This is a genomic window from Prolixibacter sp. DSM 2831, from assembly GCF_056493735.1.
Genome location: NZ_CM151379.1, coordinates 4,027,839 through 4,049,505 on the forward strand (window position 1 = coordinate 4,027,839; position 21,667 = coordinate 4,049,505).

21 protein-coding genes are annotated in these 21,667 nt (G+C 46.5%); 18 read left to right on the forward strand and 3 right to left on the reverse strand.

Annotated elements, in window-relative coordinates:
- Positions 1–92: 92 nt before the first annotated feature.
- On the reverse strand, positions 93–1,001 hold the full coding sequence (locus AC060N_RS16550; protein ID WP_479524769.1) for a DMT family transporter: 909 nt from the start codon (positions 999–1,001) through the stop codon (positions 93–95).
- 141 nt (positions 1,002–1,142) lie between these two features.
- Between AC060N_RS16550 and AC060N_RS16555 the strand changes: the two genes are divergently transcribed.
- Positions 1,143–1,952 (forward strand): SDR family NAD(P)-dependent oxidoreductase, encoded by an 810-nt coding sequence (locus AC060N_RS16555; protein WP_479524770.1) that lies wholly within the window; start codon positions 1,143–1,145, stop codon positions 1,950–1,952.
- Here the strand turns inward: AC060N_RS16555 and AC060N_RS16560 are convergent.
- Positions 1,927–2,793 carry a fructosamine kinase family protein gene (locus AC060N_RS16560; RefSeq protein ID WP_479524771.1) on the reverse strand — a complete coding sequence of 289 codons (867 nt, stop codon included), beginning with the start codon at positions 2,791–2,793 and terminating at the stop codon, positions 1,927–1,929. The two genes, AC060N_RS16555 and AC060N_RS16560, sit on opposite strands and share 26 nt — an antisense overlap.
- Positions 2,783–3,259, reverse strand: a complete 477-nt coding sequence (locus AC060N_RS16565) for a low molecular weight protein-tyrosine-phosphatase (protein ID WP_463228085.1) — start codon at positions 3,257–3,259, stop codon at positions 2,783–2,785. Before AC060N_RS16565 ends, AC060N_RS16560 begins: the two co-directional genes overlap by 11 nt.
- 122 nt (positions 3,260–3,381) lie before the next feature.
- Between AC060N_RS16565 and AC060N_RS16570 the strand changes: the two genes are divergently transcribed.
- The 17 genes from AC060N_RS16570 to AC060N_RS16650 all read left to right on the forward strand — a co-directional run bounded on the left by AC060N_RS16570 (position 3,382) and on the right by AC060N_RS16650 (position 21,507).
- A complete protein-coding gene (locus tag AC060N_RS16570; RefSeq protein ID WP_479524772.1) occupies positions 3,382–3,870 on the forward strand; it encodes a hypothetical protein in 489 nt (162 codons plus the stop codon).
- Between the two features lie 92 nt (positions 3,871–3,962).
- Positions 3,963–5,348: an MATE family efflux transporter gene (locus AC060N_RS16575; RefSeq protein ID WP_479524773.1), complete on the forward strand. Its 1,386-nt coding sequence runs from the start codon at positions 3,963–3,965 to the stop codon at positions 5,346–5,348.
- A gap of 205 nt (positions 5,349–5,553) precedes the next feature.
- Positions 5,554–7,833 carry a sodium-translocating pyrophosphatase gene (locus AC060N_RS16580; protein ID WP_479524774.1) on the forward strand — a complete coding sequence of 760 codons (2,280 nt, stop codon included), beginning with the start codon at positions 5,554–5,556 and terminating at the stop codon, positions 7,831–7,833.
- Between the two features lie 220 nt (positions 7,834–8,053).
- On the forward strand, positions 8,054–9,067 hold the full coding sequence (locus AC060N_RS16585; RefSeq protein WP_479524775.1) for a dihydroorotate dehydrogenase-like protein: 1,014 nt from the start codon (positions 8,054–8,056) through the stop codon (positions 9,065–9,067).
- Between the two features lie 205 nt (positions 9,068–9,272).
- The gene (locus AC060N_RS16590; RefSeq protein ID WP_153640142.1) at positions 9,273–9,617 is read left to right on the forward strand and encodes a DRTGG domain-containing protein; all 345 of its coding nucleotides are present in this window, start codon (positions 9,273–9,275) and stop codon (positions 9,615–9,617) included.
- Positions 9,617–10,036, forward strand: coding sequence for an ATP-binding protein (locus tag AC060N_RS16595; RefSeq protein WP_463228095.1), 420 nt, complete (start codon positions 9,617–9,619; stop codon positions 10,034–10,036). Before AC060N_RS16590 ends, AC060N_RS16595 begins: the two co-directional genes overlap by 1 nt.
- A complete protein-coding gene (locus AC060N_RS16600) occupies positions 10,033–11,445 on the forward strand; it encodes a [Fe-Fe] hydrogenase large subunit C-terminal domain-containing protein (protein WP_479524776.1) in 1,413 nt (470 codons plus the stop codon). Before AC060N_RS16595 ends, AC060N_RS16600 begins: the two co-directional genes overlap by 4 nt.
- An 82-nt stretch (positions 11,446–11,527) precedes the next feature.
- Complete coding sequence (locus AC060N_RS16605; protein ID WP_479524777.1) at positions 11,528–11,863, forward strand: DRTGG domain-containing protein; 336 nt, start codon at positions 11,528–11,530, stop codon at positions 11,861–11,863.
- Between the two features lie 3 nt (positions 11,864–11,866).
- The gene (locus tag AC060N_RS16610) at positions 11,867–12,592 is read left to right on the forward strand and encodes a PHP domain-containing protein (protein ID WP_479524778.1); all 726 of its coding nucleotides are present in this window, start codon (positions 11,867–11,869) and stop codon (positions 12,590–12,592) included.
- A gap of 2 nt (positions 12,593–12,594) precedes the next feature.
- Entirely contained in the window at positions 12,595–13,146 is a 552-nt protein-coding gene (locus AC060N_RS16615) for an ATP-binding protein (RefSeq protein ID WP_479524779.1), read from the forward strand.
- Between the two features lie 7 nt (positions 13,147–13,153).
- Entirely contained in the window at positions 13,154–13,543 is a 390-nt protein-coding gene (locus AC060N_RS16620) for a (2Fe-2S) ferredoxin domain-containing protein (protein WP_106540213.1), read from the forward strand.
- Positions 13,544–13,573: 30 nt separating this feature from the next.
- Positions 13,574–15,367 carry an NADH-ubiquinone oxidoreductase-F iron-sulfur binding region domain-containing protein gene (locus AC060N_RS16625; RefSeq protein ID WP_479524780.1) on the forward strand — a complete coding sequence of 598 codons (1,794 nt, stop codon included), beginning with the start codon at positions 13,574–13,576 and terminating at the stop codon, positions 15,365–15,367.
- 27 nt (positions 15,368–15,394) lie between these two features.
- On the forward strand, positions 15,395–17,194 hold the full coding sequence (locus AC060N_RS16630) for an NADH-dependent [FeFe] hydrogenase, group A6 (RefSeq protein ID WP_479524781.1): 1,800 nt from the start codon (positions 15,395–15,397) through the stop codon (positions 17,192–17,194).
- A 6-nt stretch (positions 17,195–17,200) separates the two neighbouring features.
- Positions 17,201–17,731 carry an NADH-quinone oxidoreductase subunit NuoE gene (gene nuoE, locus AC060N_RS16635; protein WP_463232774.1) on the forward strand — a complete coding sequence of 177 codons (531 nt, stop codon included), beginning with the start codon at positions 17,201–17,203 and terminating at the stop codon, positions 17,729–17,731.
- A gap of 275 nt (positions 17,732–18,006) precedes the next feature.
- Positions 18,007–18,471 carry an NADH-quinone oxidoreductase subunit NuoE family protein gene (locus AC060N_RS16640; RefSeq protein ID WP_106540217.1) on the forward strand — a complete coding sequence of 155 codons (465 nt, stop codon included), beginning with the start codon at positions 18,007–18,009 and terminating at the stop codon, positions 18,469–18,471.
- Positions 18,472–18,503: 32 nt separating this feature from the next.
- Positions 18,504–19,691: an NADH-ubiquinone oxidoreductase-F iron-sulfur binding region domain-containing protein gene (locus tag AC060N_RS16645; protein WP_479524782.1), complete on the forward strand. Its 1,188-nt coding sequence runs from the start codon at positions 18,504–18,506 to the stop codon at positions 19,689–19,691.
- Between the two features lie 25 nt (positions 19,692–19,716).
- Positions 19,717–21,507: an NADH-dependent [FeFe] hydrogenase, group A6 gene (locus tag AC060N_RS16650; RefSeq protein ID WP_463232231.1), complete on the forward strand. Its 1,791-nt coding sequence runs from the start codon at positions 19,717–19,719 to the stop codon at positions 21,505–21,507.
- Positions 21,508–21,667: the final 160 nt, after the last annotated feature.

The window sequence follows — 21,667 nt, forward strand, 5'->3', positions numbered from 1 at the left end:
AGTAGATCATATTTATGAACCACCAAACAATTTGGCTAAAAAATTTAACCATGCGGTCAAACTAAAAAGTTTAACTGCAATAAATCAGGCTTTTACCGATTATTTTTTTTTCGGTTCAGGTAATTCAGAAGGAATAGAGAACTGCCGGTAATGATCATTCCTGTAATGGAAAGAACATCGGGATGCTCATCAGGTAGTAAAATCCAGGCGAAGATGGCTCCAAAAACCGGGATAATGAATTTCCACATGTTCAGGTCCGAAACTTTTACCCCGGGACGTTTTAATAGCGTAAACCAAATGGAAAAAGCAGCAGCCGAAAGAAAACTGAGCCAGCCTAACGCGGCATAATACTCAAAAGGCTTTGGCGAAAAATGAAGTCCTTCAACAGGGATAGAAAACAAGAAAAGCATCACACCCCCCACAATCATACTGGCTGAACTAAGAACCAGCGGCGGCACTTTATCTTTGTCCTTTGCAACAATAATATTGGTAAATCCGGAATTAATATTGGTCAGTATCAATAACGCAATACCTACCAGAATCAGTTTTCCTTCTCCGGAAAGGCTTCCCCGTTCAAGGCTAACCAAAACAACTCCAGCCAGTCCCAGCAGAATCACGCCCACTTTCTTCAAACTCATTTTATCATCGGGCATACTAAAATGAGCCACAATAGCCACAAACACAGGTCCCGACCCAACCACAATGGCACCCAACGCTCCCGGAACCATTGATATTCCGGTATAAAAGAGTGAGTAATGTACAAACGTCTGCAGTAGTGTAATTACCAACACTACTTTCCAGTTCTTCAGAATAATACGGAGATAATCCTTTCGTTGAGAGCAAAACGGCAGAATAATCAGACCGGAGATGAAAAAGCGGATTCCGGCAAACTGAAGGGGCGTAGTATATGGCAAGCCAATTTTAATTCCAACAAAAGCCGAAGCCCATAACAGACAAGCTAAAATGGCCAGGAAAATCGTACTGCTGAGTTTGGTGCGCATGAATCAGGTTTCAATTGTTTAAAAAGTTGCAAAACTATGCCTAAAATTCTTATCAGCCAAAGAAACAATTATTACCAGGAAAATGATTCTGAAAATAATTAAATACCGAACTTTTCACTATCAACCAAAACCACTGAACAGATGAACAAACGAAAAAGAAATAAAACTCTACCGCGAATAATCATCATCACAGGAGGAGCCAACGGGATTGGTTATTTTCTGGCAAAAGCCCTGTTGGAACAAGGTGACCGAGTCGCTATTCTTGATATCTACACCGGTGAAACGAACCTGCTGGAAATGCATTTTCCCGAGACTTTTCTGTTTTTATTTTGCAATGTAACTGCGGATGAAGATGTGCAAAAGAGTGTACAAAAAGTGTTAGACAAATGGGGTATTATAGATATTCTTATTAATAATGCCTGCTCCGCGATTTTTATGAAATTCGGAGAGCGAACAATCCAGTCAATTCAGCAAGAATTGGATGTTAATCTGTTGGGCTACATTCGAACTATTCAGTCCGTATTACCTGTCATGCGAAAACAAGGAAGCGGGATTATTCATAATTTCACATCTGGTGTCGGAATAACCGGTTTCTCCGAACTGAGTGGTTACACTGCCTCTAAAGGAGCCATTGAAGCGTTAACCAAAACACTGGCACTTGAACTGGCTGCCGATTCCATTTCGGTCAATCTGATTCACCCGCCATTAACACGAACAAGGTCTTCCGCGCCACTTGGCATTCCGCCAGAGATGATGGAAACTCCTGAAAATGTAGGATACCGGCTCGCAAAAAGAATTGGCTCGAAGAAAAAAATAATCACTCCCGATTTTAAATCAACAGTTTTCGTCTGGCTCTCTTATCGCTTTCCTTACGCAATTGGAAAGTTTCTGTCAGGAATGACACAAAAGGCGAGAAACAGTCAGGCTAAAAATAGCTCTGTATCAGCCTGACGGCTTGACCATAGTAACTGTTTCCAAAGAGGTTCAGGTGATTCATTACGTGATAGAGCAGGTAAATATTTTCGCGGTATTCAGAACCATCGGGCAATGGATTTTCTTTGCGATAAGCCGAGTAAAACTCAGATGAAAACCCACCAAACAATTTGGTCATCGCCAAGTCGGCTTCGCGGTGACCATAATACACCGCAGGATCGATGATAACCGGCTCACCGTTTTCATCACTCATGTAATTGCCGCTCCATAAATCGCCGTGCAATAGTGCCGGTGGTTCTTCACTTCCCGAAAGGATATCTTCTATTTTCTCTTCCAGCTTGCGGAAACCGGAACGGAGTTTCTCATCGGAATATCCGTTACGCTCTGCCAGGCGGAGCTGAAAAAGTAAGCGCTTGTTCAGGTAAAAAGCGGTCCACTCATCAGCTTCTTCCCCTTTCGGGATATTCATCTGCGGGGTCGCCCCGATGTAATTGTCTTCATAAAAACCAAACTGGTCAGCCTGGTAACGGTGCATTTGAGCAAACTGTCGCCCGAAATCTTCAAAGAAATTTTTCTTTCTTCCGCCTAAAGGGATAAATTCCAGCAACAGAAAATCATCACCCTGCAGCAACACTTCCGGCACACGAACAGCTTCTGCCTTCGCCAATTCTTTCAGTCCGTTGGCTTCGTTCCTGAACATGGAGTTATCGAATCCCGACTTCAGGAAAAACGAACGTCCCGATTCTGTTTTCACACGACGGGAATTGGCAATGCAACCACCACCGACGAATTGTGTTCCAGTGATTTTCTCTCCGGCCCAATCTTCAATTCTGGCAATTATTTCCGCTTCACTTCCCATTTTGAATATGCTTTAGTAAACCATTGCAGGCGTCTTCAAGCAGATCCAAAACCAATTCAAATCCTTCTTCCCCGCCGTAATACGGATCGGGAACCGATGTGTAGCCAAACTCCTCGAGGAAGTCGGTCATCTTATATATTTTCTTTCTATCGGATTCATTTCGTGCCAGCGACTGTAAATCGCGAATATTCTGATCATCCATCCCGATAATCATGTCAAACCGGTCGAAATCAACATCCGGATTGACCGGACGCGAAATGCTGGTCAGGTTGTACCCACGCTTAATGGCATGCGATTGCATCCGCTGATCGGCCGGTTCGCCTTCGTGGTAACCGATAATGCCCGCCGAATCGCATTCAATTTCATTCTCCAGGTTTTTTCTGTCGATGTATGCGTTCATCACTGCTTCGGCACTGGGAGACCGGCAAATATTTCCCAAACAAACAAATAGGATCTGCTTCTTCATACGAGTTAAATTTCAAACCCGAATATCGCAAGTTTTTTCAGGCCTCGCAACTCGGATGAATTGTCTTCTCTGTTTCTTGTTTCCAAAAATGACTTAATTTTGACTCCGAAAAATTCATGACCATGAGAAAGATTTTCTTAGCAATTTTGCTTATCGTCGGTACATTCGGCTTGGCCAATGCACAGATTAATCACCAACATGCATTGGGGTTACGACTGGGTGACAACGCCAACTTCGGAACGGAAATCAGTTACCAGTATACGCTTACCCCGATGACTCGCCTGGAAGCTGATTTGGGTGTTCGTTCCGGAAGCAGCTGGAACAGCTGGGCCATTACCGGTGTTCACCAATGGGTTTGGCATATCGACGGAGGTTTCAATTGGTATGCAGGAGCAGGTGCCGGAATCGGTTCGTGGAGTTACCGGAATAATTACACCGACTACGGCGACAGCGGCCTGTTTCTGACCATCGCCGGAACAGCCGGAGTTGAATACAATTTTGAGATTCCGCTGCAAGTTGCCATCGATACCCGTCCGCAAATCGGATTCATCAATCCGCAAGGAGATAACCTCAACTTCGATCTGGCCCTTTCCGTTCGGTACTGTTTTTAATCCCATCTTTGATTTTTAAAAGATAAAACATCGATACAACAGATTTCCCTGATTTATTGACAAATTGGGGAAATTGTTTTTTTAATACCGCAATGAGAGATTTGACGACAGGAAATGAGACGAGATTAATCGTCAGGTTTGCCCTGCCCATGCTTGCCGGTAATGTTTTCCAAAATCTGTACAACATTGTCGACAGCGTGATTGTAGGAAACTACCTGGGCAAGGAAGCCCTGGCTGCCGTTGGTGCGTCGTTTCCCGTCATTTTCACGCTCATTGCACTGGTTATCGGTGTCGGCTCCGGTGCCTCTATTGTTATTTCTCAATTTTTTGGTGCCAAAAAAACAGATGAAGTCCGGCGAACCATCGATACCATTTTCATCTTTTTTATCGGAGCAGCCATTATTTTAGCTGCTTTAGGCATCACTTTTTCCGAGCCGATTTTCAGGTTACTGCAACTGCCCGAAGAAATTTTACCGCAGGCACAAACGTATCTTCACATTTACCTAATCGGACTGTTTGCTTTTTTCGGTTTCAATGGCATAGCCTCCATTCTGCGTGGTTTGGGTGACTCGAAAACACCACTCTATTTCATGATCATTGCCACACTGGCCAATATCGCGTTGGATTTACTGTTTGTCGTGGTCTTTAAATTGGGAGTCGGCAGTGTTGCCCTGGCTACCGTTATTTCACAGGCCGGAGCGTTTGTTACGGCAATTATCTATTTGAACCGGACACATGCTTTGGTCAAAATTACGCTCACCCGTCTTCAGTTCGACAGATCGATATTTAAGAGCTGTGTGAAAATTGGCTTGCCTACCGGATTTCAACAGTCGTTTGTAGCCGTTGGAGCCATGGCCATCATGGGAATTGTGAATGGATTTGGGACCAATGCTGTAGCTGCTTACACTGTTGCCCTTCGCATCGACTCGCTGGCAAAAATGCCGGCTATGAATTTTGCTTCGGCTCTCTCCTCTTTTGTCGGCCAAAATCTCGGAGCCAACAAAGAACAGCGCGCCCGAAACGGTTTTCGATCCACGCTCGTCATTTCGGTAATTTACAGCATCATCATCTCCCTGTTAATTGTCTTCTTTGGAGAATTCCTGATGCGAATGTTTACCGATGACCCGGCGGTAATTCATATCGGCGAAAAATACCTGGTTATCGTCAGTTCGTTTTATCTCGCTTTTGCAGCCATGTTCTCGGTGATTGGTATGCTGCGCGGTGCAGGCGATACTCTTATTCCCATGTACATCACCGTTGTCACGTTATGGATTATCCGGCTTCCCCTTTCCTGGTTTCTTTCCCGGGGACCACTTGGTGTCAGTGGAATCTGGTGGGCGATTCCGATTGCCTGGATTGTGGGAGCCATCGGATCTTATATCTATTACCTGTCGGGAAGATGGCGCGGCAAAACCGTTTTTCATCACCAGAATTTTTCATCAGAGCAGCCGGCTCCCAAACCTGCTGTAAAACAGTAAAAAAGCTCCGTTACCGCAAACGGGCAAAAAGAAGATGCTATACAACATAATTATAAAACATCCTTATTCCTTTTAAATATCTATTTTCATTTCCGAAACTGGAAAGAATTTGTTGGCCTAACCTGCCATCTCGTTTCAAATAACCAAAAAATCAAAGCAGGGAAATTTTGCCCTGATCAAACCAATAATCACTAAAGCGTCTGTTATGATTCATTCCATTTTCTGGCTTATTCCGGCCGCCTCATTATTTGCCCTTTTGTTTGCGTGGATATTCTTTAAGAATATGATGACCAATTCGGAAGGGACCCCTACAATGATAGAAATTGCCCAGCACGTACGTGAAGGTGCCCTGGCTTATCTCACCCGACAATACAAAGTGGTGGGACAGGTTTTTGTGGTGCTCGTTGTCCTGCTTGGGATACTTGCTTATCTGGGAGTTCAAAACCCGTTCGTTCCCGTGGCTTTCCTCACCGGAGGTTTTTTCTCCGGATTAGCGGGCTTTCTGGGCATGCGAACAGCAACCTATGCTTCTGCCCGTACGGCTCACGGAGCTTCTGCATCGTTGAATAAAGGCTTGAAAATTGCCTTCCGAAGCGGAGCCGTTATGGGACTTGTTGTCGTCGGATTCGGTTTGCTCGACATTTCCATCTGGTACATGATTCTGAACAAACTGGTGTATACCGCGACAAACATGCATGAAGGACTTTCATGGATTGGGCTCACCTTTGTTCATGCCGGAACTACAGAACATGAAAAACTAATTGAAATTACCGCTACCATGCTGACATTCGGTATGGGAGCTTCTACACAGGCACTGTTTGCCCGTGTCGGAGGTGGAATTTACACCAAAGCTGCTGACGTAGGTGCCGACCTCGTAGGTAAAGTGGAAGCCGGTATCCCGGAAGATGATCCGAGAAACCCGGCCACTATTGCCGACAATGTAGGCGACAATGTGGGTGATGTAGCCGGTATGGGAGCCGATCTATACGAATCGTATTGCGGCTCGATTCTGGCAACAGCTGCACTTGGAGCCGCTCTTCCCGGTCTCACCGGAGAAGATCAGACCAAAGCAGTGATTGCGCCGATGCTCGTTGCAGCTATCGGTATTCTCCTTTCGGTCGCCGGTATTTTCCTGGTAAGAACCAAAGAATCGGCTACACAGAAAAACCTGTTGAACGCCTTACTCCTGGGAACCGGTGGAAGTTCGTTCTTCATTCTGGTCGTTCTTGGATTCATGGTATACTTTGACTGGATTAGCTGGGGAATTTTTGGAGCGGTTGTTTCCGGACTTCTTGCCGGCGTTATCATCGGACAGGGAACTGAATATTTTACTTCCGATGAATATAAACCAACCAAGGGCATTGCTAAACAAGGGCTCCAGGGGCCAGCCACCACCATCATCGAAGGAATGGCAGTGGGTATGTACTCAACCTGGATTCCGGTTATAACTATTGTTATTGGCATTATTGCAGCTTACGGATTCGGTGGTGGTTTCCACAGCTTTGCCGATGGTGTTTATGGTATTGGCTTTGCCGCTGTTGGTATGCTTTCCACATTAGGAATCACACTGGCAACCGACGCATTTGGGCCGATTGCCGACAACGCTGGTGGAAACGCTGAAATGGCAGAACTGCCGCCGGAAGTACGTCAACGCACCGATGCACTCGATATGTTGGGAAATACCACGGCTGCTACCGGAAAAGGCTTTGCGATTGGCTCAGCAGCTTTGACAGCCATGGCACTTTTGGCTGCTTACATGGAAGAAATTCGCTTATGGCTGGGAAAACTGGCCGGCGACGGCGTCAGAGAAGTTGGCAACGTGTTGTTCTATAATGATCATATGCCAATGGTAACAGCCGGACAAAGGGCTGTGGAAATTGCAACGGCCAATATTCAGGACTTTGCCGATGCCTACAATCTGACACTTTTCAACCCGCTTCTGCTGGGAGGTATTTTTATTGGTGCCATGATGGCCTTTGTTTTCAGTGCGATGACCATGAAAGCTGTCGGACGATCTGCCGGAGCCATGGTAGATGAAGTTCGCCGTCAGTTCCGCGAAATTCCCGGCATTATGGAAAGGAAACAGAAACCGGACTATGCCCGCTGTGTTGAGATTTCGACCAAGGGCGCACAACGCGAGATGATTCTTCCCTCATTACTGGCGATTATCGTCCCTGTTGCCGTAGGTATTCTTTTGGGTGTAGCAGGCGTTGTAGGACTATTAGTCGGCGGTCTGACCACTGGTTTCACGCTGGCAGTGATGCTCAATAATGCTGGTGGTGCCTGGGACAATGCCAAAAAATTCATCGAAAAAGGTGAATACGGCGGAAAAGGCAGTGAAGCTCATAAGGCTGGTGTTGTAGGCGATACCGTGGGTGATCCGTTTAAAGATACATCCGGCCCGTCATTAAATATCCTGATTAAGCTGATGACGATGGCGTCCATCGTAATGGCAGGTGTTACAGTGGCGTATCATATTCTATAATCCAACTCACACGTAATATTTAAAAGGAGGTGACCGAAATGGACACCTCCTTTTTTTTGTTAAAAAGCAATTATTCTATAACTTTCTAAGGAGAAAGTAAATCCTATCAAATCATTTAGAATTATTAAAAATACCTAAAAACATTTGCCCTAACCCACCAGCAGTGAACGATTTGATAATATAATATGTTACATATAAATAAAACTAAATTAAATAGAACATGGCGGATCTCAAAACAACGTACATGGGGGTGCAGCTGAAAAACCCCATCATTCTTGGAGCCAGCAGTATTGTTGACAAGCTCGAAACCGTGAAAAAGATTGAACGGGCCGGAGTCGGCGCCATTGTTTACCGCTCGCTTTTCGAGGAGCAGATTCACCTCGAAGAAGCTCAGCTGGACGACATGCTCGGAGAATACGATGAAAGACATGCAGAGATGATCGACATTTTCCCGAACATTAAACATGCAGGGGCCAAAGAACATCTGTACCAGTTGAAGAAAACTGTAGACAATGTGGATGTTCCTGTTTTTGCCAGCTTGAATGCCATCTATGATTCTACCTGGGTAGAATATGCCAAACAACTGGAAGAAACCGGAATCGCTGGTTTGGAACTGAACTTTTACAGTGTACCAGTTGAGTTGGAAAAAGCCGGAGCGAGTATTGAAGAACATCAGCTGGCCATTCTGAAAAAAGTAAAAAAAGCGGTGAAGATTCCGGTCAGTGTGAAAATCTCATCGTTCTACAGCAATCCGCTGAACTTTGTACAGCAGCTTGACAAAGCAAAAACCGATGCCGTAGTTCTTTTCAACCGCTTCTTCCAACCGGAAATTGACATTGAGACCGAAGAGTTCTATTACCCGTTCGATCTGACACACGAAAAAGACTACCAGATTACTTTACGTTTCGCTGGTCTGCTTTACGGACAAATTAAAAGTGACATTTGCGCCAGCCGTGGTATTTCCGACGGAAAAGATCTGATTAAGATGCTTCTGGCAGGTGCGACCTCCGTACAGGTTGTCAGTACAATATTCCGGAACAAAGCCGGAGCCATTACCAAAATGCTCGATACGCTCGAACAATGGATGGACGAAAAAGGCTATAAATCGGTTGACGAATTCCGCGGAAAGCTCGCCATGAAAAATCTGCAGGATCCTTACGCATACAAGCGGGCTCAGTACGTCGACATCCTGATGAACTCGACAGAGATAATCAAAAAATATCCAATGATTTAATTCCTCATTTTCAACCCGGCAAACGCCGGGTTTTTTATTCTCCAATTTTGCCTTCCTTTTAGATTCGTTTTTACTTTTCTCCCCTCCTTGTTTAGAACTGATTAAAATCAGTGTATCAGCGTGTAAAAGTTTATGAAAGTCATGTATTAGCCACTTCCTCTTTCCTATTTTTACCGTCAGGAAAACCAAACCTTAATAACCGACTATGGAGCTTGCCCGTATAGTTGAGATAGTTAACGGCAGAGTCATCTGTGGAGAGGAAAAACTCAGACGAACCGTCAAGTATGGCTTCAGTTCTGACCTGATGAGTGATGTTCTGACCATCAACATCGAGAACTTGCTGTTGATGACCGGCCTCGCTAATCCTCAAACCATACGAACAGCCGAGATGGCCGATATTGAATTTATTCTGTTTGTCAGGAATAAGAAAATCACCATGGAGATGATAAAACTGGCCAGGGAGAATGATATCGTACTCATTACAACCGGGTATTCACTCTTTCGGACCTCAGGTTTATTATTTAATGCAGGTTTAAAACCGGTGTACTGATGAAACTGAATTTTCAGGTAGATGGAGGCAATTTTGCCAAGGCGGGCGTCGCATCCAGTGAGGTAAAAAAGGTACTGAAGAAACTGGGAGTTCCACCGATGATTATCCGGCGCATTGTTGTCGCGTTGTATGAAGCAGAAGTAAATATTGTCGCTCATGCACAACAGGGCTTCATTAGTGTCGACGTACATCACGATAAGGTGGAAATCGAGTTGCGGGACAAAGGACCGGGAATTGGAGATATCTCCCAGGCAATGCAGGAAGGTTTTTCGACAGCATCGGAAGAAGTACGCGCCATGGGATTTGGTGCAGGAATGGGATTACCCAACATTAAGAAAAATGCAGATGAACTGAATATAGAGAGCAAGGTCGGTGAAGGAACCACGGTACACATTACTAATTATTTTGCCAAACCATGAATCAATCGAACCAATTGGAACTACACCACGCTATCAAAATCGACCCGGATAAATGCCGGGCGTGCACTCACTGCCTGCAGGTGTGTCCTACCGAAGCCATCCGGATTCGGAACGGGAAGGCCACCATTATTCCGGGCCGGTGTGTCGATTGCGGCGAGTGTCACCGAGCTTGTCCTTACCATGCTTTTTATGTGGAACAGGACGACCTTTCACGCATTTTCGATTACAAATACCGGGTGGCACTTTTCCCGGCCGTTTTCGTAAGTCAGTTTCCTGAGAATATTTCAGAAGAACAAATATATGGTGTACTGAAGCAAATTGGATTTACTCACACCTGCGAAGTGGAACAGCCCATCTCGGTACTCATCGATTCCATTAAAGACTTTGCACAGAATGAATACGACAGCGAAAGTCCCATCATTTCTTCATTCTGTCCGGCAACAGTCCGCCTGATTCAGGTGAAATATCCGGCACTAACCGATCATCTGGTTTTGCGGAACGCGCCGCATGATTTGGCGGCCTGGTACGTCAGACAACGGTTAGCCGAAGAAGGAATCGACCCATCGGATGCCGGCATTTTCTATATCACGCCGTGTGCCGCCAAAATTGCAGCAGTGAAAAGTCCCGTAGGTGAGAAAAAATCAATTGTTGATGGCATTATCAACATGAGCGAGATTTACAACCAGGTAATGGCAAAAGCAACCGGAGTCACCGGAAACTTTCATTCCTGCGATTGCCGCAATGAAATTTCCCGCGAAGGAATCCTCTGGAGTCTCCCGGAAGGAGAAAAAGCAGCTTTCGATGGCAAGTCACTTTCGGTTGATGGGATGCACAATGTTATTCGCATTCTGGAACGTTTGGAAGACGGTGATCTCCAGGATATCGACTTTCTGGAGCTGCGGGCTTGCGACGAAGGCTGCGCCGGTGGTATTATGATGACCAGTAACCGCTTCCTGACAGCCGATCGTCAACACAAACGGGCCGAAAAATTTCCGGAAGCCAAATCATCCGCAGGCATGGAAGAACTAGCAGAGAAACTGCGTATCGCTTCGGTTCAGCCACGCCCGATGGTTCATCTTGACACCGACATGGAGAAAGCTTTCGCGAAAATGAAGAAAGCCCGTTCCATCATGTGTCACCTACCGGGAATTGATTGCGGTGCTTGTGGTGCTCCGTCCTGTTTGGCTTTGGCCGAAGATATGGTGCGGCACGAAGCCCGAATGACCGATTGCATTTATATACAGCAGTTGTGGCAGAAGGAAGGAAAAATATCAGCTGAAAAAGCTTTCCGTAATCTGGAAAAGAGATGGGGAGAAAACCGTTTCGATGTGGATTGCTCGAAACGAGGTGCAAAGAATGATAACGGATTTGGATTAATGAACGAAGGAGAAGATGCCGACTTGTACTAGTTTTTATTGCAGAGTAAGATATGAGCTGATGCGGCAGGAAGCCGCCGAGAAAAGAAATCAAACCCAAAATAACCTGGATAGAATGACAGTAAAAGATGTACAACAGGCCCTCGAACTAAAAGTCTTTGGCGGCGAAAAGGGTCTCGATCGTGAAGTAACCGGAGGCTATGTTTCCGACTTGTTGAGCGACGTGATGGGAAACGCCACCGAAGGATTGGCCTGGATAACCCTCCAAACTCACCTGAATGTAATGGCGATTGCATCGCTGAAGGATTTATCCACAGTCATTCTGGTTAATGGAAACAAGCCGGAAGAAGATATGCTGGAGAAAGCCAACGAAGAGAATATTCCGATGCTCGGAACAAAACTGAGCACGTTCGAAATCGCCGGAAAATTGTATCAACTGTTAAATTCCTGAGCCATGAAATCATACCGGGCCGACCTGCATATTCATTCTCTTCTTTCGCCTTGCGGAAGTCTGGACATGAGTCCTGCCCGGATTATTCGCGAAGCAAAGGAACGGAAGATTGATATCATCGCGGTAGCCGACCATAACTCAACGCGGCAAGCCGGGTTGATAAAAAAGTTGGGACAGGAAGCGGGAATAACCGTGTTAACCGGTGCGGAAGTCAATACACGCGAAGAAGTGCATTGTCTTTGCCTTTTCGGCGATGATGAGACAACCCGAACTTTTCAGGACTTCCTGGATGCCCGTTTACCGGAAGAGGAAAACGATGTGGTCATTTTCGGCGACCAGGTGGTAGTCGATGAAGACGAACAAATCGTTTACACGGAAGATCGTTTGCTGATTTCTGCTCTTCGTGCTGGCATCAAAGAGATTGAAACGCTGGTGCACAAGCTGAATGGAATTTTCATCCCGGCGCACATCGATCGACCGTACAGTGGCATTCTCGACCGTTTGGGATTCATTCCCGAAAATCTGGAATACGATGCACTGGAACTCTCCTACCGGATGCCGGAAACAGAAATTTGCGGACAGCATCCCGAATTGTGTGGAAAATATTTCCTCCGCTCATCGGATGCACATTATCCGAAAGACATCGGGAGGGCAACCACAACATTTGAGTTGGAAGAGAATTCATTTGAGGCCGTCAGGGCTTATTTGCGAAGCAAGTTAAACCAGTAGCGATGAAAGAGCTTTCGTTACACATTCTCGATATCGTCCAGAATTCCATTCGCGCCGAGTCGACGCGAATCGAAATTACTATTGAGGATTTTGCACAGAAGAACGAATTCCGGATTCTTATCTGTGACAACGGGAAAGGAATGACATCGCAGGAAATGGAAAAAGCACTTGATCCGTTCTACACATCGCGTACAACCAGAAAAGTAGGTCTTGGTCTCCCGCTACTGAAACAGAATGCGGAACAAACCGGCGGGAAACTAATCCTCAGTTCATCGGTAGGAAATGGTTGCCGCGTGGAAGCTGTTTTAGTTAACAACCATATCGATCGCCAGCCGTTGGGCGATATCGCTGAAACACTGGTTCAGCTGTTTGCCTCGTATCCAACCATCCGGTTCAAATTTAATTATCTCACCGACCGCGGAGAGTTCAACATTGATACGGACGAAGTAAAACAAATACTGGAAGACGTTCCGATAACCAATAGTGAAGTAAGAGAATTCTTAATCAATCATATTAGAGAAAACCTGAAAACGATTCAGGATCATAACCAATAGATCAATTATGAGCAAAATCAAATCGTTAGAAGAGCTGCGTAAGTTGCGTGAAGAGGTGCAAACCCGGATGAAACTTCGCGAAAACAGCGACAAATCAGATGACCTGGTGCGCATCAAGGTGGCCATGGCAACCTGCGGAATCGCTTCGGGCGCCCGCGAAACCATGCGTGTGCTGATTGAGCAACTCGATCAACGTGGAGTAGATGCTGTCGTTACGCAAACCGGATGTATGGGCTATTGCTATGCCGAACCCACCGTGGAAGTTACCCTTCCGGGGAAAGAACCCATTGTGTTTGGCGAAGTGAAAGAAGAACGTGCCCGGGAAATTATCGACAAGTATGTCGTGAATCAGGAATTAATCGACGGTATTATTCCAGTCAATCATCAATCAATTTAAACGTTTAATCGCTTTTCCAAAAACCTTGTTATGACAGATTACAGAATGAACATCCTGGTATGTGGCGGAACAGGCTGCCGCTCATCCGAAGGTGCCACCCTTTACGATGAGTTGGTCTCGCTTCTCGCGGATAAAGGCCTCGAAAAAGAAATCCAGGTCGTTTCCACCGGTTGTTTCGGATTTTGTGAAAAAGGTCCGGTGGTGAAAATACTTCCCGACAATACTTTCTATGTTCAGGTACAGGCTGCCGACGCCCGGGAAATTATCGAGGAGCACATCATCAAAGGACGGAAAGTAGAGCATCTGCTTTACACTGCCCCCGAAACCGGGAAAAAGGTATCCGATTCCAAGCACATGGATTTCTATAAAAAGCAGGTTCGAATCGCCCTTCGGAACTGCGGCTTCATCAACCCGGAAAACATCGACGAGTACGTTGCCCGCGAAGGCTACGCCGCCATGGCCAAATGCCTTGGCGAAATGACTCCGGAACAGGTAATCAAAGAAATCAAAAAGGCAGGCTTGCGCGGACGCGGTGGTGCAGGTTTCCCTACCGGGACGAAATGGGAATTGACCCGCAAAAGTGAGGCAGACCAGAAATACGTGGTTTGTAACGCCGACGAAGGTGACCCGGGAGCTTTCATGGACCGCTCTATCCTCGAAGGCGATCCCCACTCGGTTATCGAAGCCATGGCCATTTGTGGCTACTGCATTGGCGCCGACAAAGGATTGGTATACATCCGGGCTGAATATCCTCTGGCCATCAAACGCCTGAAGATTGCCCTGGAACAGGCACGCAACTACGGCCTTCTCGGAGAGAATGTCCTGGATACCGGTTTCAATTTTGATATTGAACTTCGTTACGGAGCCGGAGCATTCGTATGTGGTGAGGAAACCGCTCTCATCCACTCCATGGAAGGAAAACGAGGCGAGCCAACTTTCAAACCACCGTTCCCGGCTGAAAAAGGATATCTCGGCAAACCGACCAACGTGAACAACGTAGAAACCTACGCCAACATCCCTCCGATTATCAATAAAGGAGCCAAATGGTTTAGCAACATTGGTACCGAAAAATCCAAAGGAACCAAGGTTTTCGCCTTAGCAGGAAAAATCAACAACGTTGGTTTGATTGAGGTCCCGATGGGAACTACCCTTCGTGAGGTGATTTACGATATCGGTGGTGGTATCAAAGGTGGAAAAGAGTTCAAGGCCGTACAAACCGGAGGTCCTTCGGGCGGCTGCCTGACCAAAAACTTCCTCGATACGCCTATCGACTACGAAAGTCTGACTGAAGCAGGCTCCATGATGGGTTCCGGTGGTATGATTGTGATGGACGAAGATGATTGTATGGTTTCCATCGCCAAATTCTACCTCGAATTTACGCTTGACGAATCGTGCGGAAAATGTAATCCGTGCCGAATCGGAAACAAACGGTTGTGGGAAATTCTGGATAAAATTTCCAAAGGAAATGGAACGAAGGAAGATCTGAACCGGTTGAAACTCCTCAGCAATGTGGTGAAAGACGCGTCGCTTTGTGGACTGGGACAAACCTCTCCCAACCCGATTTTGTCAACCATGGACAACTTCTGGGACGAGTACCTGGCCCACGTCGAAGACAAACGCTGCCCTGCCGGTCAATGTAAGGCCATGATGCAATATGTCATCGATCCAAACAAATGTACCGGCTGTACACTCTGCTCGCGCATTTGTCCGGTTGCTGCAATTGAAGGTGAGCGCAAACAAGCGCACGAAATCGATCCGGAAAAGTGTATCAAGTGCGGTGCCTGTATGGAGAAATGCAAATTCGAAGCCATCTCGGTGGCCTGATTGACCAATCCGTAAATCATCTGAAAAATGAAAATGGTAACATTAACCATCGATAATAAAACCGTTGAAGTTCCTAAAGGAACAACTGTTTTAGAGGCAGCAGCCAAAGTGGGCGTCGAAATTCCCACGCTCTGCCACATGAAACTGGACAACCTGGAAATTGAAAATAAACCCGGTGGCTGTCGCGTGTGTCTCGTCGAAATACAGGGCAGGAAAAACCTCGCACCTTCGTGTGTAACTGAGGCAACCGACGGAATGATTGTCAAATCATCCTCTATTCGCGTAATGAATACCCGCCGGACCATTGTCGAACTGATTCTAAGCGATCACCCGGCCGAATGTCTGACTTGTGCCAAATCGGGGAACTGCGATTTGCAGAGCCTGGCCATTAAAATGGGTATCCGTGAACTGCATTTCTCCGGAGAGAAATCGGTACACCGCGAAGACAAGTCTCCGGCCATTATCCGCGACATGGATAAGTGCATCATGTGTCGCCGATGCGAAACCATGTGTAACGAAGTACAAACCGTAGGTGTGCTTTCAGCAGTCAACCGTGGATTTAACTCAGTGGTATCTCCGGCTTTTGAACAGGACTTGCAGGATTCAGCCTGCACTTATTGCGGACAGTGTGTAGCCGTTTGCCCCGTCGGTGCGCTTACCGAGCGTGACCAGACCGGAGCTGTTATCCGGGCGTTGTCTAATCCCGACAAGACCGTCGTAGTTCAAACCGCACCTGCGGTACGTGCTGCATTGGGCGAAGAATTCGGACAAGAAGCGGGTACGCTGGTAACCGGAAAAATGGCGGCTGCGCTGCGTCGTTTGGGCTTCGATTATGTATTCGATACCGACTTTGCTGCCGACCTCACCATCATGGAGGAAGGAACTGAATTACTCGACCGGTTAACCCGCCACCTCAACGGCGATTCTACCGTGAAGCTTCCAATCCTGACTTCTTGTTGTCCGGCTTGGGTGAAATTCATCGAACATAACTTCCCGTCACTGCTCGACGTACCGTCATCAGCCAAATCACCGCAACAGATGTTTGGTGCCGTAGCGAAGAATTACTTCGCTGAAAAGCTGAATGTCGACCGGAAAAAACTGGTCGTAGTGTCCATCATGCCGTGTGTGGCCAAGAAGTACGAGCGTGGCCGCGATGAGTTTGCTGTTGACGGAAATTCCGATGTGGATTTTGTACTCACAACCCGCGAACTTTCACACCTGATTAAGTTGGCCAACATCGACTTCCACACACTTCCCGACGAAGAATTCGATCAGCCAATGGGTATGTCGACCGGAGCTTCCGTCATTTTCGGAACGACCGGTGGTGTAATCGAAGCAGCTGTTCGTACGGCATATGAACTTTATACCAAAAAACCGCTTCCAAAAGTAGAATTTGAGGAATTGCGCGGTATGGAAGGTTTGCGTCATGCCACCATTGATTTTGCCGGTTTGCCTTTACACATTGGTATTGCACATGGTTTGGGAAATGCCCGTAAACTGCTTGAAGAAATCGCTGCCGGAAGAAGTCAGTTCCATGCTATCGAGATTATGTCGTGTCCCGGCGGTTGTATCGGTGGTGGAGGACAACCATTCCACCACGGAAAATCGGATATCCTGAAAAAACGCCAGCAGGCCATCTATCAGGAAGATCGCAATAAACCGATTCGGAAATCGCACGAGAATCCTTTCATCTACCAACTCTACGAAGAGTATCTCGGTGAACCGATGAGTGAAAAAGCGCATCACCTGCTGCATACCAAATATTTCGACCGCTCCACCGTGTTTGAACAGGACGGCAATGCTTCTGAAACTGATGATAAAAAATAATTTGTCATGGAAATAACCAGAGATTTGAAAAACCATAAAGTGCAGTTGTCGGAAAATGCGATTGCACTGGTCAAAAAAATATGTCGCCGGTTCAATTACGAGGAAGGCGAACTCATTAACATCCTTCACGCCGTGCAAAGCCAGTTTGGTTACCTACCGGCAGAAATTCAGGAATTGATTGCCAAGGAGCTAGATGTTTCAGTGGCCAAGGTGTATGGTGTCGTGACGTTCTACTCGTTCTTCACGATGAAACCCAAAGGTAAATATCCGATCTCCCTTTGCATGGGAACCGCTTGCTATGTTCGGGGTGCTGAAAATATCCTGAATGAAATCAAAAGGCAACTCAACATTGATGAAGGAGAAACCACTCCGGACGGACTGTTTTCGCTCTCCAGTCTGCGCTGCGTTGGTGCCTGCGGACTTGCTCCGGTACTAATGGTTGGCGAAAAAGTATATGGCCGTGTTGCTCAGGCAGATGTACGAAAAATCATTTCGGAATACAAAGCCGGTTGCCCGACACATCCTACAAAAGAGTAAATACACATATGTTAAGGTCTGTATATCAGACAGAACGGGTCTATTTAGACCCGTTTTTTTTTATGATTTTTGCTATATATTTCTTTAACTTTTCACTATTTTAAGGATACTACATATTGTTTTAACTCTTATTTCATACCATATTTTAAAATATGACTTTTACACATATAGTATTTCATCCGAATTCTATATAAATTCGAAAAGGAGGTAGATGATAAAGGAGAGAGAGCCTATTACGCAGACATCATTTTTTCTTCACTATAAATCATCAAACTATGGATCCAATCCAATCCTTAATTAAAGAGCTGGCGGTGAAACACGGCCGCAAGCGCGAAAGTCTGCTACCTGTACTTCAAGGAGTTGTAGAACAGGAACGTTACCTTTCGGAACATTCCATGATTGAGATCGCGCGGGAACTTGACCTGCCGGCAGCGGAAGTCTATGGAACAGCCACTTTTTATTCTTTCCTCGAACACCGGAAAATGGGCCGTTTCATCATCAGGATTTGCAAAACTATTTCCTGCTCGATGAAAGGGAAAAACCAGGTGCTTCTGGCCATTCAGGATATGCTCAAAATATCGACAGGTGAAACCACACCTGACGGCCGATTCTCCCTGGTTGAAACCAACTGCCTCGGACTTTGTCACAAAGCCCCGGCCATGCTGATCAACGAGGAAGTGTATACCGACCTGACTCCGGAAAAAGTCCGCGAGATTCTGTCGGACTACATGAAGAAGTAACTTTTTCAAACCAAACCAAAAAATCAATCCAAATGGCTGAATCATATCATCTGTTGAAACGAGCCGATTTCATTTTCCGGAATGAAAATGACTGGGAAGAAATTCTCACCAAAACCATTAAGCGCACACCTCAGGATATCATCAATGAGCTGATTAGTTCGGAACTGAAGGGACGTGGCGGCGCTGGTTTCCCAACCGGCTTAAAATGGAAAATTACAGCTGAAGCCAAATCAGCTGAAAAATATGTCATCTGTAACGCCGATGAAGGAGAACCGGGAACTTTTAAGGACCGGGAAATACTCTCCCGTGTGCCCTACAAAGTACTAACAGCGATGGCTGTTTGTGGACACATTATCGGTGCCAAGAAAGGCATCATCTACCTCCGTGGTGAATATTATTCGCTAAAAGAGGCACTGGAAAAAACCATTTCCGAATTTGAATACTATTGCAAGAAAATCAAACTCGATTTCTCGATTGAAGTATTCATGGGAAGCGGAGCCTACATTTGTGGCGAAGAAACCGCCTTGTTCGAATCACTTGAAGGACATCGCGGGGAACCACGAAATAAGCCTCCCTACCCGACCATCAAAGGGTATATGGACAAGCCGACCGTCATCAACAATGTTGAGACACTGGCTCATACTTTTACCATCTTTAAATACGGCGCCAAGAAGTTCTACGATTTGGGCGTTCAATTCTCACGCGGGACCAAACTCTTCTCGGTTTCCGGCGATACCCCAAAACCAGGCATTTACGAGCTGGAACTCGGAATGAGCCTACAGGATTTCGTCAACGAATTCGGTGATGGCGATACCAAAGCCGTTCAGGTCGGTGGAGCTTCCGGATTTTTGGTACCCCGAAAAAAATTCCAGGAAACTGCTATCGGTTACCAGGGAAAACTGACGGGAATTTCCCTCCCGACCGGTGGATCGATGATGATCTACAATAGTTCTCGATCCATGTTTAATGTACTGGATAATTACCTTGAATTTTTCCGCGAAGAATCGTGCGGACAGTGCACGCCATGCCGTGTAGGTTGTCAGCAACTCCTTATCGGAATTAAAGCGGTGAAACGCGGAGAGCGGCCGGCACAATACCTCGACAAATTGCTGAAGCTGACTGAAACCATGCAGTTGACAGCCAAATGTGGCTTAGGTCAATCGGTAGCTAACTCGTTTGCATCTATTGTCGAGAACTTCCGGGAAGAGATGATCTACTAATCGTGAACCAATCAAACCGTACATCATGACTCAAAAAGTTCAAATAAATATCAATGGTTTCCCGGTAACAGTAAAACCCGGAACCACCATTTTGGAGGCTGCACGGAAAGCGAATGTCACCATTCCTACCTTGTGCTACCATAAAGACTTATGTGTGGCAGGTAACTGCCGTGTTTGCGTGGTAGAAGTGGCCGGTCAGAAACGTCTGTCAGCAGCCTGCGCCACCCCTTGTGAAGATGGGATGGATATTCTGACCAATAGTCTGAAAGTAAGGAATTCCAGGAAACACATCATCGAGCTCCTGCTTTCGGAACACAACGCCGATTGTACCAAGTGTTACAAAAATGGCAAATGCGAGCTGCAATCACTAGCATCGGAATACAAGATCATGACGCAGGACTTTATCGAACTCCTGCCCTGGAAAAACTACACCATCGACATGATCTCGCCCAGTATCATCAAAGATGATAGTAAGTGTATCCGCTGTCAGCGCTGCGTGCGGACCTGTGCCGAACTTCAGGGCGTAAATGCATTGACCGTTGCTTACAAAGGCGATCATATGAAAATCTCTACGTTCTTCGAAAAACCAATGAACGATGTGGTTTGTACCAACTGCGGACAATGTGTGAACCGTTGTCCTACCGGTGCCCTGGTTGAAAAGAACTACGTGGAAGAAGTTTGGGATGCCATTTCTGATCCTAAAAAGCATGTGGTTGTTCAAACTGCCCCGGCTGTTCGTGTCGGATTGGGTGAAGACCTGGGATTCGAACCGGGTAGTCGTGTTACTGGCAAAATGGTCGCGGCCCTCAAACGTTTGGGCTTTGACTCGGTACTCGATACCGATTTTACCGCCGACCTGACCATCATGGAAGAAGGTACCGAGCTGCTTACCCGACTGAAGAAAGCGCTTGTGGATAATGATAAGGAAGTGAAACTTCCGATGGCTACTTCCTGTTCACCGGGATGGATCAAATACATCGAGCACATGTATCCCGAGTATTTGCCCAACCTTTCTACCTGTAAGTCGCCTCAACAGATGTTCGGAGCATTGGCTAAAACCTATTATGCCAAAGCACGCAATCTCGATCCGGACAAGATCGTTTCAGTTTCCATCATGCCGTGTACAGCCAAGAAATTCGAAGCTGCCCGTTCGGAAATGCACGACAGCGGCTACCGCGATGTGGACTACGTTCTCACGACCCGTGAGCTATCCATCATGATCAAACAGGCTGGCATCGATTTCATGCAGTTGGACGACATGGAGTTCGACCGTTTAATGGGCGAATCGACCGGTGCCGGCGCTATCTTCGGTGTAACCGGTGGTGTAATGGAAGCTGCTCTTCGTACCGCTTATGAACTAGTCACCGGACGACCGGTACCTTTCGAGAACCTGAACATTACCCCGGTCAGGGGCATGGATGGTGTCAGGGAAGCCACGGTAAAAATTGAGAAACCGTTGAAAGAATGGAAATTCCTCGATGGTGTTGAACTGCGTTGTGCTATTGCTCATGGTCTCATCAATGCCAAAACGGTGATGGATGCCGTAAAAGCAGGAAAAGCCAATTTCCACTTCCTGGAAGTGATGGCCTGTCCGGGCGGTTGCCTCGGCGGCGGTGGCCAGCCCATACCAACTAACTCTGAGATCAGGGAAAAACGCGCGAAAGCCATTTATGCAGAAGACTCAGGCAAACCGATCAGGAAATCGCACGAAAATCCGGAAGTACAAAAAATCTATAAGGATTTCCTTGGCGAACCACTTGGTGAAGTCTCTCATCATCTGCTTCATACCACTTACACGCCGCGGGAGCGTTTCTAATCTCGTGTCATTGATTTAACATCTAAAACCCCGGTTGTCGTCCGACCGGGGTTTTTACTTCTGTAAACAACCATTTCCGGATGATTCGAAAACCTGTCAAAAATCTTATAATGAGACCGCTTTTCGTGATTCCGGTCATGCTGTTCTCATCGGGGAAATA

Excerpts from the sequence above, each read along its gene's own strand:
- AC060N_RS16550 (WP_479524769.1), bottom strand. The coding sequence starts at position 1,001 with ATGCGCACCAAACTCAGCAGTACGATTTTCCTGGCCATTTTAGCTTGT.
- AC060N_RS16555 (WP_479524770.1), top strand. The coding sequence starts at position 1,143 with ATGAACAAACGAAAAAGAAATAAAACTCTACCGCGAATAATCATCATC.
- AC060N_RS16560 (WP_479524771.1), bottom strand. The coding sequence starts at position 2,793 with ATGGGAAGTGAAGCGGAAATAATTGCCAGAATTGAAGATTGGGCCGGA.
- AC060N_RS16565 (WP_463228085.1), bottom strand. The coding sequence starts at position 3,259 with ATGAAGAAGCAGATCCTATTTGTTTGTTTGGGAAATATTTGCCGGTCT.
- AC060N_RS16570 (WP_479524772.1), top strand. The coding sequence starts at position 3,382 with ATGAGAAAGATTTTCTTAGCAATTTTGCTTATCGTCGGTACATTCGGC.
- AC060N_RS16575 (WP_479524773.1), top strand. The coding sequence starts at position 3,963 with ATGAGAGATTTGACGACAGGAAATGAGACGAGATTAATCGTCAGGTTT.
- AC060N_RS16580 (WP_479524774.1), top strand. The coding sequence starts at position 5,554 with ATGATTCATTCCATTTTCTGGCTTATTCCGGCCGCCTCATTATTTGCC.
- AC060N_RS16585 (WP_479524775.1), top strand. The coding sequence starts at position 8,054 with ATGGCGGATCTCAAAACAACGTACATGGGGGTGCAGCTGAAAAACCCC.
- AC060N_RS16590 (WP_153640142.1), top strand. The coding sequence starts at position 9,273 with ATGGAGCTTGCCCGTATAGTTGAGATAGTTAACGGCAGAGTCATCTGT.
- AC060N_RS16595 (WP_463228095.1), top strand. The coding sequence starts at position 9,617 with ATGAAACTGAATTTTCAGGTAGATGGAGGCAATTTTGCCAAGGCGGGC.
- AC060N_RS16600 (WP_479524776.1), top strand. The coding sequence starts at position 10,033 with ATGAATCAATCGAACCAATTGGAACTACACCACGCTATCAAAATCGAC.
- AC060N_RS16605 (WP_479524777.1), top strand. The coding sequence starts at position 11,528 with ATGACAGTAAAAGATGTACAACAGGCCCTCGAACTAAAAGTCTTTGGC.
- AC060N_RS16610 (WP_479524778.1), top strand. The coding sequence starts at position 11,867 with ATGAAATCATACCGGGCCGACCTGCATATTCATTCTCTTCTTTCGCCT.
- AC060N_RS16615 (WP_479524779.1), top strand. The coding sequence starts at position 12,595 with ATGAAAGAGCTTTCGTTACACATTCTCGATATCGTCCAGAATTCCATT.
- AC060N_RS16620 (WP_106540213.1), top strand. The coding sequence starts at position 13,154 with ATGAGCAAAATCAAATCGTTAGAAGAGCTGCGTAAGTTGCGTGAAGAG.
- AC060N_RS16625 (WP_479524780.1), top strand. The coding sequence starts at position 13,574 with ATGACAGATTACAGAATGAACATCCTGGTATGTGGCGGAACAGGCTGC.
- AC060N_RS16630 (WP_479524781.1), top strand. The coding sequence starts at position 15,395 with ATGAAAATGGTAACATTAACCATCGATAATAAAACCGTTGAAGTTCCT.
- nuoE (WP_463232774.1), top strand. The coding sequence starts at position 17,201 with ATGGAAATAACCAGAGATTTGAAAAACCATAAAGTGCAGTTGTCGGAA.
- AC060N_RS16640 (WP_106540217.1), top strand. The coding sequence starts at position 18,007 with ATGGATCCAATCCAATCCTTAATTAAAGAGCTGGCGGTGAAACACGGC.
- AC060N_RS16645 (WP_479524782.1), top strand. The coding sequence starts at position 18,504 with ATGGCTGAATCATATCATCTGTTGAAACGAGCCGATTTCATTTTCCGG.
- AC060N_RS16650 (WP_463232231.1), top strand. The coding sequence starts at position 19,717 with ATGACTCAAAAAGTTCAAATAAATATCAATGGTTTCCCGGTAACAGTA.